A 15,131-nucleotide genomic window follows, 5' to 3' on the forward strand; every position below is an offset into this window, starting at 1 on the left:
GCCCCCGACGACTTCGCCAACGTCCCCGGACTCGGCGTCCAGGGCGTCGTCGACGGCCACGCCGTCCTCGTCGGCCGCGAGCAGCTCCTCGCGGAGTGGGAGATCGGTCTGCCGGCGGAGCTGGCCCGCCGGAAGGCCGCGGCGGAGGCCGCGGGCCGGACGGCGATCGCGGTCGCCTGGGACGGCGAGGCGCGGGCGGTCCTGGAGGTCGCCGACGCGGTGAAGGACACCAGCGCGGAGGCCATCGAGCGCCTGCGGGCCCTGGGCCTGACCCCGATCCTGCTGACCGGTGACAACCGGGCGGTCGCGGAGGCGGTCGCGGCCGAGGTCGGGATCGAGAAGGTGTACGCCGAGGTCATGCCGGAGGACAAGGTCGACGTCGTCAAGGAGCTCCAGTCCCAGGGGCGTTCGGTCGCCATGGTCGGCGACGGCGTCAACGACGCGGCGGCGCTGGCCCAGGCCGACCTCGGTCTGGCGATGGGGACCGGCACGGACGCCGCGATCGAGGCGGGCGACCTGACGCTGGTGCGCGGGGACCTGCGGGCCGCCGCGGACGCGATCCGGCTGGCCCGCCGCACGCTGGGCACGATCCGGACGAACCTGTTCTGGGCCTTCGCCTACAACGTGGCCGCGCTGCCGCTCGCCGCGGCCGGGCTGCTCAACCCGATGATCGCGGGTGCGGCGATGGCGTTCTCGTCGGTCTTCGTGGTCGGCAACTCGCTGCGGCTGCGGGGGTTCAAGGCGGCGGCGTAACACCGCCCCTCCGCCTTCCCCTCCCCGCCTCGCCCCTCCCTCATCCGTCCCTCGTCCCTCCTCGTCCTTCGTCCCTCCTCGTCCCTCCTCGTCCCTCGTCCCTCCTCGTCCCTCCTCGTCCCTCGTCCCTCCTCGTCCCTCGTCCCTCCTCGTCCTTCGTCCCTCCTCGTCCCTCGTCCCTCCTCGTCCCTCGTCCCTTCCCGCCCTCGGGGCCCGCCCGGCCGCTTCTCGCGCCGGACGGGCCCCGTCGCGTGCGCCGGGGCGGGGGTGCGGCGCGGGGGTCCGGCGCTTGGGAGTGCGGCACGCGCGGGGGGCCGTGTCCGGGGCATGCGGCGCGGCGCCGGGGCCGCCGCGCAGGGGCCGGGGCCGCCGCGTACGGCCGTGTCCGGGACCGGTGGCGCGGGGCCCGGAACGTGCGGACGGGCCCGCCGCGCAGCCCGTAGGGTCGTGCCATGACCGACAGTTCACGCGAGCACTCACGCGAACACAGCCCCCACGGGCCGGCCGACGGCACGGGCTCGGTCCCGGGGACGGACGGCGCCGGCCAGGACGGCCACGACCAGCGGCAGGACCTGCGCGACCGCTGGCGGGGCGCGCTCGTCGCCGCCCGGCGCGGGGCGGACGGGCCCGATCCGCTGCCGTACGCCGACAATCTGCTGGCCCGCTGGGCCGAGCCGCAGCGGCGGTACCACACCACCGCGCACCTGCTCGCGGTGCTCGACCGCGTCGACACGCTCGCCCGGTACGCCGCCGACCCGGACGCCGTACGCCTGGCCGCCTGGTTCCACGACGCGGTGTACCGGCCCGACCGGTCCGAGAACGAGGAGCGCAGCGCCGCCCTCGCGGAACGCGCCCTGCCGGAGGCGGGCGTTCCGGACGACGTCACCGCCGAGGTGGCCCGGCTCGTCCGGCTCACCGTCGGCCACGACCCGGCGGACGGCGACGCCAACGGCGAGGTGCTGTGCGACGCCGACCTGGCGATCCTGGCGGCGCCCCCGAAGGAGTACGCCGCCTACGCGGCACAGGTCCGCGAGGAGTACGCCTTCGTGCCCGACGAGGCGTTCCGGGAGGGGCGGGCGGCCGTGCTGCGCCAACTGCTCAGTCTGCCCTGCCTGTTCCGCACACCGTACGGGGCGGAGCACTGGCAGCCCCGCGCACGGCAGAACCTGCTGACCGAACTGGAGCTGCTCAGCCGCTGACGCCGGGCGGCCGGTGCGCGGACGACGAGCGCGGACGCCGGACGACAAGCGCGAAACGCCGTACGACAGGCGCGGGCGTCGGACGACGGGCGGGGGCACGGCCGGGGCACCGGACATGACGGGCATGTGACACGTGCGTAAAAGCGGCGACGGCGGGAATGAGGCGGTCGCGGGCACGGTTGTCAGCAGTCATGCCCGATTCTTCCGCCCGCCGTGCCCCTATGCCCCTGGCCGTCTACATCCTCGGTCTCTCGGTCTTCGCCCTGGGCACCAGCGAGTTCATGCTCTCCGGGCTGCTGCCGCCCATCGCCGAGGACATGAACGTGTCCATTCCCCGGGCCGGACTCCTCATATCCGCCTTCGCGATCGGCATGGTGATCGGTGCGCCGCTGCTCGCCGTGGCCACGCTGCGGCTGCCGCGCCGCACCACTCTCATCGCCCTGATCTCCGTCTTCGGCCTCGGACAGGTCGTGGGCGCGCTGGCCCCGACGTACGAGGTGCTGTTCGTCTCCCGGGTCGTGAGCGCCTTCGCCTGCGCCGGGTTCTGGGCGGTGGGGGCGGCCGTCGCCATCGCGATGGTGCCGATGAACGCCCGGGCGCGCGCGATGGCCGTGATGATCGGCGGTCTGTCGATCGCCAATGTGCTGGGCGTGCCCCTGGGGGCCCTGCTCGGCGAGAACCTCGGCTGGCGTTCGGCGTTCTGGGCCGTGGGCGCGGCGTCCGCGGTGGCGCTGGTCGGCGTGACGACCCTGATCCCGCGCATCCCGCTGCCGGAGCGGAGGCCGCAGCTCCGGCAGGAGACCGCCATCTACCGGGACCGTCAGGTGTGGCTGTCGATCGTGATCACGGCGCTCGCCGCGGGCGGTGTGTTCTGCGCGTTCAGCTATCTGGCGCCGCTGCTGACGGATGTCGCCGGGCTGGACTCCGGCTGGGTGCCGACGGTGCTCGCGCTGTTCGGGATCGGCGCGCTGGTCGGCACCACGATCGGCGGACGGGTCGCGGACGCGCACCTCTTCGGAGTGCTGATGAGCGGTATCGCGGCTTCCACGGTGTTCCTGGTCGCGCTGGCGCTGTTCGCCTCGTACCAGGTGGCCACGATCGGGCTGTCGTTCCTGCTGGGCGTGTCGGCGTTCTACACGGCCCCGGCCCTGAACGCCCGGATGTTCAACGTGGCGGGGGCCGCCCCGACGCTGGCCGGCGCGACGACGACCGCCGCGTTCAACCTGGGCAACACCGGCGGTCCCTGGCTGGGCGGCGCGGTGATCGACGCGGACTTCGGCTACGCCGCGACCGCGTGGGCGGGGGCCGCCATGACCGTACTGGCGCTGGTGGCCGTGGTGTGCTCGCTGAGGCTCCAGCAGCGCGGCGGCGGGTCGCTGCGGGTGGCCGGATCGCCCACGGCGACGGCATCGGCGTCCGGGTCCGCGTCAGGGTCCGTGCCCGTACCCGTGTCCACGTCGAAGACGGTGCCGGCGGCGGCGACCGGGACCGGCGGGACCTCCGGAAGGGCCTCGGAGACGAGCGCCCCCGGGGTCTGACCCGCCCCGTCCCCCCACCGGCTGCTCCCCGCCCGGCCCCGGTCCCCGCTGCCCTCAGCGGGAACCGGGGGCCGGGCGTCCTTTGGGGCGTCGCAGTCCCGCCTCGGTGAGCCGGCGGACGAGTTCCTTCGAGCCGACCTCCTTAGCCCCGGCGCGCACCGCGTCCGCGTACCGCGACTCCGGTACGTCGTAGTGGTCCCGGTCGAACGCGCGGCGCGGGCAGCCGATGGACGCCGCGAAGGCGTGCAGTTCCTCGAAGGACACGTCGCTGACCAGGTGCGACCAGAGTCGCCCGTGTCCCGGCCACTGCGGCGGGTCGATATAGACCGTCACCGGCGCGCTATCCCGCCCAGCGAGCCGACCGGTGCGACGGCGACGGCGGCCTTGCTGCACACCCAGTGCGGGTCGGGGCCCAGCTCCGGTTCCACGTCCAGGGCGTGCGGGTCGCCCGCGTCGCACACCGGGCAGAGCGGCCAGCGTCCGTACCGTTCGAGCAACGCGTCCTGCACGTCCTGAGCGACCAGGCCCACGACGAACGACGCGCCCTCCGGCCACTGCTCGACCCACCAGCGCCGATGGGTCACCGCGTCCTCGACCAGCGAGACGATCCCGGCCTCGGCGACGTCGCCTGCCGCGAGGTCGGCCATGACCAGCGCGCGGGCCGTGTGCAACGCCTGTTCCAGGGGATTCATCTCCATGCGCCCATTGTCACCCGGCCCCGGACCGCCTTCCCGCGCCCGCACCTCGCCCGCTCCGCGCCTGTCGCACCCGCCGCACCAGCCGGCCACGCCCGCCGCACTCGCCACGCATGTCATCGCTGCCGCACCGGCCATGGCAGCCCTGCTGCCCTGCTGCCCTGCCGCCCTGCCGCCCTGGCATGGCCGCTCTGCCCTGGCATGGCCGCCCTGCCCTGGCCGCCTGTCGCGCCTTTCGGACAGACACCCGAAAAGGGGGGTTGACGGGCCCACAGGTTGAAAATATCTTTCAAAGGTGACCAACGACCTGAAGGAAAGTTTCAGCGCTGATTCCCCGCCCGCCCCGGCGGCCCTCGCGGCCAAGGTGCGTACGCTCGCGCCGTCCATGACCCGCTCCATGCAGCGTGTCGCCGAGGCCGTCGCCGGTGACCCGGCCGGCTGCGCCGCTCTCACGGTCACCGGTCTCGCCGAGCTCACCGGCACCAGCGAGGCGACGGTGGTGCGCACGGCCCGCCTCCTCGGCTACCCCGGCTACCGCGACCTGCGCCTCGCCCTCGCCGGTCTCGCGGCGCACCAGCAGTCGGGCCGGGCCCCGTCCGTCACCGCCGACATAGCGGTCGACGACCCCATCGCCGACGTGGTCGCCAAGCTGGCCTACGACGAGCAGCAGACCCTCGCGGACACGGCCGCCGGTCTCGACACGGTCCAGCTGGGCGCCGCCGTGTCCGCCGCCGCCTCCGCGCGCCGGATCGACATCTACGGGGTGGGCGCCTCCTCCCTCGTCGGCCAGGACCTGGCGCAGAAGCTGGCCCGCATCGGCCTGATCGCGCACTCCCACACGGACCCGCACCTCGCGGTGACCAACGCCGTGCAGCTCCGTTCCGGCGACGTGGCCATAGCGATCACGCACTCCGGCTCCACCGTCGACGTCATCGAGCCGCTGCGGGTCGCCTTCGACCACGGCGCGACGACGATCGCGATCACCGGCCGCCCCGACGGTCCGGTCACGCAGTACGCCGACCACGTGCTGACCACGTCCACGGCCCGGGAGACCGAGCTGAGACCCGCCGCCATGTCGAGCCGTACGAGTCAACTGCTCGTCGTCGACTGCCTGTTCGTGGGCGTCGCCCAGCGCACCTACGAGACGGCCGCCCCCGCCCTCGCCGCCTCCTACGAGGCGCTGGCCCACCGCCACACGCCGCGCCCCCGCTGACCCCCGGACCCGCCGCCCCTCCCCCGGACCCGCACCGCACAACCCGCCCCGACCCCCGGCCCGCGGCCCACCGCCCCCGGCCCGCAGACCACCGGCATCCGCACGCACCACCCCTCACCCGCCACCCGCACTCCTCCCCCGCCCACCGAATCGTTCGCGGCATCGTTCGCGACCGGAACCGAGACCGAGACCGAGAAAGCAGAGCCTTCCTCCATGACCTCCACGACCGACGCCGACCAGTCGGGCACCGAAGCCACCGCCCCCGCCGGGTACGGAGAACTGCGCGCCCAGCTCGAAACGCTGACCACCGAGGCGTTCCGCCCCGAGCTGGCCGAGATCGACCGGATGGGCACGCTCGACATCGCCCGGATCATGAACGGCGAGGATCAGTCCGTCCCGGCGGCCGTCGGCGCCCGGCTGCCCGAGATCGCCGCGGCGATCGACGGCACCGCGGAGCGCATGGCCCGGGGCGGCCGGCTGATCTACGCGGGCGCGGGGACCGCGGGCCGGCTCGGTGTGCTGGACGCCAGTGAGTGCCCGCCCACCTTCAACACCGACCCGTCGCAGGTCGTCGGCCTGATCGCGGGCGGCCCGTCCGCCATGGTCAAGGCCGTCGAGGGCGCCGAGGACAGCAAGGAGCTGGCCGCCGCCGACCTCGACGCCCTGGGGCTCACCGCCGACGACACAGTGGTCGGCATCTCCGCCTCCGGCCGTACGCCGTACGCGGTCGGCGCCGTCGAGCACGCCCGCGCCGAGGGCGCGCTGACCATCGGCCTCTCCTGCAACGAGGGCTCCGCGCTGGCCGCCGCCGCCGAGCACGGCATCGAGGTCGTCGTCGGCCCCGAGCTGCTCACCGGCTCCACCCGGCTCAAGGCGGGCACGGCGCAGAAGCTCGTCCTGAACATGATCTCGACGATCACGATGATCCGGCTCGGCAAGACCTACGGAAACCTGATGGTCGACGTCCGCGCCTCGAACGAGAAGCTGCGCGCCCGCTCGCGCCGGATCGTCTCGCTCGCCACCGGCGCCCCCGACGCGGAGATCGAGGCGGCGCTCGCCGCGACCGGCGGCGAGGTGAAGAACGCCATTCTCACGATCCTCGGCCAAGTCGACGGCCCCACGGCCGAACGCCTGCTGACCGCCTCCGACGGCCACCTCCGCGCCGCCCTCACCGCCGCTCCCCGCAGTACCGCCTGAACCACCCGCACCATCCCCGCACAGCAAGGCACCACGCACCATGGCACCAGAAGACAAGAACCGCGCCACCGCCGCCGCGATCCTTCCGCTCGTCGGTGGCGCCGCGAACGTCGACTCCATCGCCCACTGCATGACCCGGCTCCGGCTGGGTCTGCGCGACCGCTCACTCGTCGACGACGAAGCCCTGAAGGCGGTACCGGCCGTCATGGGCGTGGTCGAGGACGACACGTACCAGATCGTCCTCGGGCCGGGCACCGTCGCCCGGGTCACGCCGGAGTTCGAGCGACTGGTGGAGGAGGCCGGGGCGGCCGCGGACGGACCCCCGCCCACCCCGGTCCCCGCCGCCGCCACCGCCCGCACCCCCGGCTCCGGCTCCGCCCCCGGCCCTGACCCCGCCTCCGGTTCCGGTTCCGACTCGGCGGCGGAGCTGGCCGCCCAGGGCGCGGCGATGAGGGCGGCGCGGAAGGCGAAGAACGCCACCCCGTTCAAGCTGTTCCTGCGCCGGATCGCGAACATCTTCGTACCGCTGATCCCCGCGCTCATCGGCTGCGGCATCATCGCCGGTCTCAACGGCCTGCTGGTCAACCTGGGCTGGCTGCCCTCCGTGACGCCCGCGCTCGCCGCGATGGCGTCCGGGTTCATGGCGCTGATCGCCGTGTTCGTGGGGTTCAACACGGCGAAGGAGTTCGGCGGCACGCCGATCCTCGGCGGCGCGGTCGCGGCGATCATCGTCTTCCCGGGCGTCGCCAACATCGAGGCGTTCGGCCAGAAGCTCTCCCCCGGTCAGGGCGGTGTGCTGGGCGCGCTCGGCGCGGCGGTGCTCGCGGTGTACGTGGAGAAGTGGTGCCGCCGCTGGGTGCCCGAGGCGCTGGACGTCCTGGTCACCCCGACGCTCACGGTCCTGGTCTCCGGCCTGGTGACGATCTTCGGCCTGATGTACGTGGCCGGTGAGGTCTCCACCGCGATCGGCTCGTTCGCGGACTGGCTGCTCTCCCACGGCGGCGCGGGCGCGGGCTTCGTCCTGGGCGGCCTGTTCCTGCCCCTGGTGATGCTGGGCCTGCACCAGGCGCTGATCCCGATCCACACCACCCTGATCGAGCAGCAGGGCTACACCGTCCTGCTCCCGATCCTCGCCATGGCGGGCGCCGGCCAGGTCGGCGCGGCGGTCGCGGTCTACTTCCGCCTCCCCCGCAACGGATCGATCCGTCGCACCATCAAGTCCGCCCTCCCGGCCGGTCTGCTGGGCGTCGGAGAGCCCCTGATCTACGGCGTCAGCCTGCCGCTGGGCCGCCCGTTCGTCACGGCGTGCGTGGGCGGCGCGTTCGGCGGCGGCTTCATCGGCCTGTTCAACCAGCTCGGGGACAAGGTCGGCTCCACGGCCATCGGCCCGTCCGGCTGGGCCCTGTTCCCCCTCCTCGACGGCAACCACGGCCTGGGCACCACGGCCGCGATCTACGGCGGCGGGCTGCTGGTCGGCTACCTGACCGGGTTCCTCGCCACGTACTTCTTCGGCTTCGGCAAGGAGCTGCTGGCCGAGTTCAACGTGTCGCAGGTACCCGCCGACGCCACGACCCCCGGCACACCGTCGGCGCCCCCGGCCGCCGGAACACCGGACGCCGCCGCGCCCCCGGCCCCGGGACCGTCCCCGGACCAGGCCAAGGAGCCCGCCGGCCGGTAACCGCCCGCCCCTCCCGCCCGCCCCTCCCGGCCGACCCGTTCCTCGCCCGCGTTCTCCGTGTCCCACGCGTCCTCCGCGTCCCATGCGTCCTCCGCGTTCTCCGCGTCCCGCAAGCGGGTGCCCGAGAAACCGGATGCCGTACGCGGGGCGGCCCGTCAGGATGAGGATCATGAGCGACGAGACGCGCCCGGCGGGGCGGCAGGACACGGGAGGGGCGCGGCGCCCGCTCGCCCTGGTCACGGGGGCGGGGCGTTCAGCGGGGATCGCGGCGTCCGTCATCCTGAATCTGGCCGGTTCCGGATGGGACGTGGCCTTCACCTACTGGACCCCGTACGACGCCCGCATGCAGTGGGGCATGGAGCCGGGCGCGCCCGAGGAGTTGCGGAAGCGGGCGGCGGCCCTCGGGGCGAGAACGCATGCGGTCGAGGCGGATCTGAGCGATCCGGCCGTCCCGGCTCGGCTCTTCGACAGCGTCGAGCGCGAACTGGGCGACGTCACCGCGCTGGTGCTCTGCCATGCCGAGTCGGTCGACTCGGGCCTGCTGGACACCACGGTGGAGAGCTTCGACCTGCACTTCGCGGTCAACGCACGGGCATCCTGGCTGCTGATCCGGGAGTACGGGCTGCGGTTCCGAGGGAAGCATGGCAGCGGGCGGATCATCAGCCTGACCAGCGACCACACCGCCGGCAACCTGCCCTACGGGGCGAGCAAGGGGGCGCTGGACCGGATCACGCGGGCCGCCGCCCGCGAACTCGCCCACCTGGGCGTGACCTGCAACGCGATCAACCCCGGGCCGACCGACACGGGCTGGATGACCGAGGAACTGAAGGCGGACCTGATCGGTTCGACGCCGCTGGGGCGTCTCGGCGTGCCGCAGGACTGCGCGCATCTGGTCACGTTCCTCTGCTCGCCCGAGGGCGGATGGATCAACGCCCAGCTTCTGCAGAGCAACGGCGGTCTCGGCTGACGGCCGCCCATGGCGCGCGGGCGCCCAACGGGCCGAAGGAACCTTCGTCATCGACGGCGCGACCCGGGTGTGGCGCCGTCCGTCCGCCGCCGCACCGCCCCTCCGGCCCAGGTCGGCCTCCCGAAGGCATCGGCCTGGGCCGTCGGCGCGCGCCCCGCCTTCAGCGCGGTAGCCGCCCCTCCCGGTTGATCTCCGTCACCCGCGCCCGCAGCGCCAGTCCCGGCGGCGCCTCGCGCAGGAGGTGCGGCGGACAGTCCCATTCCGCCCCGCCGCCCGGTGCCCGTAGCTGTACGTACGGGCCGACGTGCCCCATCACGCGGCCCACCCGGCCGTCCCGGGTGTCCACCGCGAACGCCCCGGGTTCCGGCACACCCTGTGCCGTCTGCTCCAGCCCCTCACTCGTCATGTCCGGCCTTCCCCCGCTCCTCCAGCACCGCGCTGAGCCGCAACGCCGTGTCGAGGTTGCACCGGCCGAGCTCGATCAACGGCGTCGGGTCGCTGCCGGCGCACGACACCGGGTCCACCCGCAGCGACGGCAGCGTGATCCCCACCTCCGAGAAACCCTCCTTCAACCGCGCCACCGCGTCCTCCACCGCCCGCACTTTCCCCTCCGCCGCATTGCGCCGTTCCGTCGTCGTCATGATCCATACCTTTCCACTCTGAGTAATGACGATGCACACCCAGCGTGTCCAACGCGCGGCCGGCCCGGAAGAGGCGCACAACCAACAACCGCACGTGTGTCACAGGGAGTTGTCATGCCGGGGCCCAGAAGCCCGCCCCCATGAAAACCAGCGGTTCCGACCACGATCTGCCCACGGCGCGACCGCGCACACGTCTCCGCGCCATCACCCCGTCGGCGGGGGCGGCGATGGGGCCTGCGTCGCTGAACGCTCGAAGCCCACAAGAGACCCCCTGTTCGGCCGGATTTTCGAGCCGCCCCGCGCGCCGCTTCCGCCGCGAACACCACCCGGCCGGGGCCCCGGAAACCGCCCGGGGCCCCGGCCGTCCGGCTCAGCCCAGACCGCTCAGAAGGCCGCTGATCCGGTCGTGGAGCGCGCGCGGCAGACGAACGCCCCAGCGCTCGGCCGCCTCCTCCCCCAGATCCCTGCTCCAGCCCCAACTACGGCGTGCGGCCGCACGCATGTCCGCATCCCGGGCGACGGCCGTGGTCGCGGCGTAACGGTGGCGGTCGGCGGCCGGCAGGTCCCGCTCCAGCGCCCGGCTGGGGGTCAGCCAGTGGGCGGTGCTGCCACGCAGCAGACGGCAGAGCTGGAGCTGTTGCGGCGCGACGACGGTGTGCAGCAGGGCATGCGCCCGGGCGGTCTCACCACGGGCCAGGACATGGGCGAGCATGAGCGTCCAGTTGGTCAGCTCGTCGACGAGCCGCTGACCGGCGCCGACCGGCTCGGGCGGCCTGAACTCGGCCAACTCCTTCGCCGCACCCGTCAGTCGGCCGGTCCGGTCGAGGAGCACGGCCTGCTCCGGACGGGGCAGGTGCACCATGCCCGCCCATGAGGGCACCTCGTCGATCCCGGGCCCGGCGGCGGTCAGGTGGAACTCACCGCGCATCAGATCGTCGAAGACCACGGCGAGGACGCCGTACATGTTCGTATACGCCAGGCTGAGGGGGGCGAGTTGTTCGAGGAAGGCGGGGCCGTCGAAATCGTCCAGCCGGTCCTCGCGAATGTATAGGTATGCCTCGATGTCGGAGTGGGCGTCGGCCTCGCCCAGGGTCCAGGAACCGTAGAGCAGGACCCCTTCGAGGCGGTCATCGGAGTGGGCGATCTGCCGCAGCCGGTCGATGCGGTCGTCCAGGGCGGGACATGCGGAACGGGGGGAACGAGGGAAACGGGCGGAGCGGGGGGAACGGGCGGACATGGTGAGTCGTCTCTCCTGAGTCGCGCGTGCGGCGGGCACGCCGAGGGCGCCCGGCGACCGCCGGGCGAATCGCAGCGGATACGGCCGGTCCGCTCAGGAGAAGTTGCATGCCACGGACGACACCCTACGGGCCCGCCTCGCGGCGACGCCCCCGACGCCTCCCCCGGACCGGCCCTCGGCCCCGCCCGGGTGGCACCGGCCCCCTACCGCTCCACCGCGAGGGCCCAGACCACGGTCGAGGGCGCCGTCACCCGCACGTTCCCGCCGGCGTGCGCGCCCGTCAGCCGGATCGCGTGGTACGTGCTGCCGCCCTCGTCGCCCGCGCACTCCAGCGGGAAGGAGAGCCCCACCGGTTCGACGGACACCCGAAGCGCGCCGATGCCCCGGCAGTCGGCCTGGACGGCGAGGTCTCCGGCGCCGATCCGCTCGGTCAGCGGAAGCTCGGCGTTCCCCCGCCTGGAGGCGACGGACAGCAGGACTCGCCCGCCACCGACCGGCCGGGCCGCCTCGGCCGCCGGGTCGCCCTCGTCGGGCTCCGCCCGTTCACCGGCCGGGGGCGGGTCGGAATGCCCCGGGACAGCGGTGGACGGCGCGCCGGGCTCGGGCCGCGCCCCACCGGCGCAGCCGCTCAGCACCAGCGCGGCCGCCAGGGCCAGGTAACAGGAAAGACGACCAGGCTTCGGCATGCTGTGACCACTCCCCCGCAGGTCCCGCGATCAGAACCCGAATCCCAAATCCCGGATCCCGGATCCTGGGCTGCGACCCCCGGACCCGGAACCCGCCAACCGAAGGCCAAGAGTGCGCGGTTGGTGATCCCAGTGTGCCGGACCGCCGCCCGGCGTCACCATGGTTCGCACCGGCGCGGCGGGCGCGCGTGCGCCGACGGGGGTGAGACGCGACGCAGTGCCCACGCGTGCGTCATCGGCCCCGGCCTCGATGTCATGACTGCCGGGGAACGCCATGTCGCAGGGTCACCCGGGCCGGTCCTGTGAACGGGGCCAGCGACAGCACCGTGTCCGGGGCACGCAGTCCCTCGTTCCGTGTGAAGAGCGCTCGGGCCGCGTCGAAGGGCACCTCGTCGCCCGTCACCCGCGCGGCCAGGTCGTAGAGGTCGCGGATCGGGTCCGTCATCTCCTCGTCGCTTCCCGCCCCCGTCCCCCAGACGTCCCACAGCAGCGTCTCGACCCTGTTGAGCGCCGCGAGGTCGAGCCGGACGGCGCCCGCCACGAACCACTCGCCCAGCAACGGCCGTTCCGGCCTCCAGTGCCCGAACGTCATCGGGTCCGCCTCGCCCGTCCGGACGGCCCGCCACGCCGAGCCCGCGACGAGAAAGCGGTCGCGCGGCACGTCCATCGGGTCGAAGTCCACCGCGAACGCGTCGCGCACCACCGGGTCGGCCAGCTGCGCGTCGGCCAGCAGCCAGCCGCGCGTCTCGTCCCAGTACTCGGTGACCACGTGGTCGCCGTACATCCCCTCCGGCCCGCAGTAGTCGGCGAACCCGCACCGCAGACGGGCCGGGACCCCCGCGTGGCGCAGCAACGAGCAGTGCAGCAACGCGAAGTCGCGGCAGACCCCGACGAAACGCTCACCGGCCCCGCGCCGCCGCGTCAACGGCGCGTCGTCGCGCTCGACGACGCGCCGGAGGATCTCGTCGAGGTACCGCGTCTCGGCGTCGTGGTGGAGGCGGTCGCGGGCGAGGGCATGGCCGAAGAGTCCGCCCTCCTCACGGTGGATCATCACCCCCCGTGCCACATCGGCGAGTCGGCGTGGTGCGGCGGGCAGCCCGGCATAGCGGTGAACGAGGGGGCCGGGGTCGGTGAAGGCGCTCTGAGCGATGTAGAAGGCGGCCTCGGCCGGTGTCGGGCGTGCGGACTGCATCGCGGTATCTCCCCCGTTTGCGACTGCTGGGCGCATTCAGCGGCTGCCGGACCGTTCCCGGCCGTCGGGTCTTCCGGCGACTACCGGACCGTTCCCGGCTGCCAGGTCTTCCGGCGGCTGTCGGGCTGTTCCCGGCCGTCGGGTCTTCCGGCGGTTGCCGGACCGTTCCCGGCTGCCGGACCATTCCCGGCTGCCGGCCGCTTCCCGACCGCCGGGCCATTTTCGACATCCGGGCTGTTTACGACCGGCGGCCCATTTCCGGCCGCCGGTCGTTTTCGGCATCCGGACCGTTCCCGGTATCCGAACCGCTTTCGATATCCGGGCCGGGCACGCCCACCGTGTCAAAATTTCACGCGAATTGTCCAGGTCATCTGTTCGGAATACGCGGGCGTCGGACTCCGGCAGGCCACGCACGCGCGCACACGACCGCACGCGCACCCGATCGAGTGGGAGTTTTCGGCCATACATGTGGATTCGGTGAGAATCACTCTCCGCCGAGCGCCATCATTCGGCGGTGATCTCATCGAATCGGACGACTCATCGTCCCAAGTCCCTTCTGTCCGCCGGGATCGGCGCGCTCACCATGCTGTCCCTGCTCCCCGCGGTACCGGCCTCCGCCGCGGCGTCCGCCGGGGACGCGGCGCCCCGTTCGGCCGTCGCGCCGGCCTCGCCCCGCGTGGTGACCCCGGCCGAGCGGCGGACCTCCGCGTACCTGGACTCGCTGCAGCACCGGACCGGGCGGCTGAAGGCGTTCTTCAAGGCCCTGCCCAAGGGGGGCGACCTGCACAACCACCTGTCGGGAGCCGCCGACACCGAGTTCCTGATCAAGCTCGCGGGCGAGAAGGGCCTGTGCATCGACGCCACGATGACGGCCGTGGCGCCGCCGTGCGGCCCCGGCACCCGCCCGGCCGCCGACGCGCGGACCGACGCCGCGTTCCGGCAGGAGATCGTACGGGCCTGGTCGATGCAGGACTTCCCGGCCGACCAGTCCGGGCACGACCACTTCTTCGCCACGTTCGACAAGTTCGGGATGGCGACCTGGGACCGGGGCAAGCTCCTCGCCAATGTCGCCAACACGGCGGCCGAGCAGAACCAGTTCTATCTGGAGACGCTGGTCACCCCGGCGTCGGACAGCTCCAAGAAGCTTGCGGAGAAGGTGGGTTACGACCCGGACTTCGCCGCGTTCCACCGCAGGCTGACGGCTGGCGGGCAGCTCGACCGGGTCGTGGCCGAGGCGGTCAAGGAGGCCGACGACGCCGACGCGGAGTTCCGGGCCGCCGCGCACTGCGGGACCGCCCGCCCCGACCCGGGCTGTCGCCTGCCCGTACGGTGGATCTCCCAGGTGTCCAGGGGGAGTTCGCCGGCCCGGGTGTTCACCCAGATGGCGGTCGGGATGCGGCTGGCCGAGCGCGACCCGCGATTCGTCGCGGTCAACCTCGTGCAGCCCGAGGACTGGGACAGCTCACTGGAGAACTACAGCCTCCAGATGCGCATGCTGAAGTACCTGCGCGGCGTCTACCCGGGCTCGCACCTCACCTTGCACGCGGGCGAGTTGGCCCCGGGCGTGGTCAAGCCGGAGGACCTGCGGTTCCACATCCGCGAAGCCGTGCTCGTGGCCGGCGCGGAACGCATCGGGCACGGCGTGGACCTGGTCCACGAGGACGACTGGCGGCAGCTGGCCCGCACGATGGCGCGGCGGGGCGTGGCGGTCGAGGTGCCGTTCAGCAGCAACAAGCAGATCCTCGGCGTCTCGGGCGACGCCCACCCGTTCAACGCGTACCGCCGCTACGGCGTCCCGGTCGTCCTCGCGACCGACGACCCGGGGGTGTCGCGGATCGACATCAGCCATGAGTACGAGTACGCGGCCAGGACGTACGGGCTGCGTTACACCGAGCTGAAGGACCTGGCGCGCGCCTCGCTGGAGTACGCGTTCCGCAACGGCCGCAGCCTGTGGGTGGCCGGTTCCGCCCCCACCGGCTACCGCATGGTCGCCGCCTGCCGGGCCGACCGGCCGGGCGACGGGCACCCGGGCACGCGCTGTGCCCGCTACCTCGCCGACAACCCGAAGGCGGCGACCGAGTGGCGTCAGGAGGCGGCCTTCACCGCCTTCGAGCGAAACCACCGGTAGAACGACA

Annotated in this window: 15 protein-coding genes; 8 read left to right on the forward strand and 7 right to left on the reverse strand. The window is 73.3% G+C overall.

Going from position 1 to position 15,131, the window contains the following annotated elements; translation table 11 throughout:
* The 3 genes from WA762_RS10690 to WA762_RS10700 form a co-directional block, all read left to right on the forward strand.
* Positions 1-753 (forward strand): HAD-IC family P-type ATPase (locus WA762_RS10690; RefSeq protein ID WP_335935121.1); only part of this gene is annotated, 753 nt, incomplete at its 5' end.
* Positions 754-1,205: 452 nt separating this feature from the next.
* Positions 1,206-1,952 (forward strand): HD domain-containing protein, encoded by a 747-nt coding sequence (locus tag WA762_RS10695; RefSeq protein ID WP_335935122.1) that lies wholly within the window; start codon positions 1,206-1,208, stop codon positions 1,950-1,952.
* 221 nt (positions 1,953-2,173) lie between these two features.
* Entirely contained in the window at positions 2,174-3,490 is a 1,317-nt protein-coding gene (locus WA762_RS10700; protein WP_335935124.1) for a Cmx/CmrA family chloramphenicol efflux MFS transporter, read from the forward strand.
* Between the two features lie 54 nt (positions 3,491-3,544).
* Here WA762_RS10700 and WA762_RS10705 read toward each other — a convergent pair whose 3' ends face one another.
* Both WA762_RS10705 and WA762_RS10710 read right to left on the reverse strand, forming a co-directional pair.
* On the reverse strand, positions 3,545-3,823 hold the full coding sequence (locus WA762_RS10705) for a DUF4031 domain-containing protein (RefSeq protein WP_335935126.1): 279 nt from the start codon (positions 3,821-3,823) through the stop codon (positions 3,545-3,547).
* Positions 3,820-4,188, reverse strand: a complete 369-nt coding sequence (locus WA762_RS10710; protein ID WP_335935128.1) for a hypothetical protein — start codon at positions 4,186-4,188, stop codon at positions 3,820-3,822. The genes WA762_RS10705 and WA762_RS10710 overlap by 4 nt, the downstream gene beginning before the upstream one ends.
* Positions 4,189-4,480: 292 nt before the next feature.
* On the opposite strand from WA762_RS10710, the gene WA762_RS10715 reads away from it, so the two are divergent.
* The 4 genes from WA762_RS10715 (at position 4,481) to WA762_RS10730 (ending at position 9,240) form a co-directional block, all read left to right on the forward strand.
* Positions 4,481-5,398, forward strand: coding sequence for a MurR/RpiR family transcriptional regulator (locus tag WA762_RS10715; protein WP_335935129.1), 918 nt, complete (start codon positions 4,481-4,483; stop codon positions 5,396-5,398).
* 213 nt (positions 5,399-5,611) lie between these two features.
* Positions 5,612-6,595 carry an N-acetylmuramic acid 6-phosphate etherase gene (gene murQ / locus WA762_RS10720; protein WP_335935130.1) on the forward strand — a complete coding sequence of 328 codons (984 nt, stop codon included), beginning with the start codon at positions 5,612-5,614 and terminating at the stop codon, positions 6,593-6,595.
* Between the two features lie 40 nt (positions 6,596-6,635).
* A complete protein-coding gene (locus WA762_RS10725) occupies positions 6,636-8,273 on the forward strand; it encodes a PTS transporter subunit EIIC (RefSeq protein ID WP_335935132.1) in 1,638 nt (545 codons plus the stop codon).
* Positions 8,274-8,433: 160 nt separating this feature from the next.
* A complete protein-coding gene (locus WA762_RS10730; RefSeq protein WP_443080562.1) occupies positions 8,434-9,240 on the forward strand; it encodes an SDR family oxidoreductase in 807 nt (268 codons plus the stop codon).
* A 160-nt stretch (positions 9,241-9,400) separates the two neighbouring features.
* Here the strand turns inward: WA762_RS10730 and WA762_RS10735 are convergent, their stop codons facing one another.
* From WA762_RS10735 to WA762_RS10755, 5 genes are all read right to left on the reverse strand, one after another.
* Entirely contained in the window at positions 9,401-9,646 is a 246-nt protein-coding gene (locus WA762_RS10735; protein WP_335935135.1) for a hypothetical protein, read from the reverse strand.
* Positions 9,636-9,881: a hypothetical protein gene (locus WA762_RS10740; RefSeq protein ID WP_335935137.1), complete on the reverse strand. Its 246-nt coding sequence runs from the start codon at positions 9,879-9,881 to the stop codon at positions 9,636-9,638. Before WA762_RS10740 ends, WA762_RS10735 begins: the two co-directional genes overlap by 11 nt.
* A 370-nt stretch (positions 9,882-10,251) precedes the next feature.
* Positions 10,252-11,118, reverse strand: coding sequence for a nucleotidyltransferase domain-containing protein (locus WA762_RS10745; protein WP_335935139.1), 867 nt, complete (start codon positions 11,116-11,118; stop codon positions 10,252-10,254).
* A 203-nt stretch (positions 11,119-11,321) separates the two neighbouring features.
* Entirely contained in the window at positions 11,322-11,804 is a 483-nt protein-coding gene (locus tag WA762_RS10750; RefSeq protein WP_335935141.1) for a hypothetical protein, read from the reverse strand.
* 253 nt (positions 11,805-12,057) lie between these two features.
* The gene (locus WA762_RS10755; RefSeq protein ID WP_335935143.1) at positions 12,058-12,996 is read right to left on the reverse strand and encodes a transglutaminase-like domain-containing protein; all 939 of its coding nucleotides are present in this window, start codon (positions 12,994-12,996) and stop codon (positions 12,058-12,060) included.
* Between the two features lie 514 nt (positions 12,997-13,510).
* Between WA762_RS10755 and WA762_RS10760 the strand changes: the two genes are divergently transcribed.
* Complete coding sequence (locus WA762_RS10760; RefSeq protein ID WP_335935145.1) at positions 13,511-15,124, forward strand: adenosine deaminase family protein; 1,614 nt, start codon at positions 13,511-13,513, stop codon at positions 15,122-15,124.
* Positions 15,125-15,131: the final 7 nt, after the last annotated feature.

Source organism: Streptomyces tyrfis (genome assembly GCF_037034285.1).
Lineage (GTDB): Bacteria > Actinomycetota > Actinomycetes > Streptomycetales > Streptomycetaceae > Streptomyces.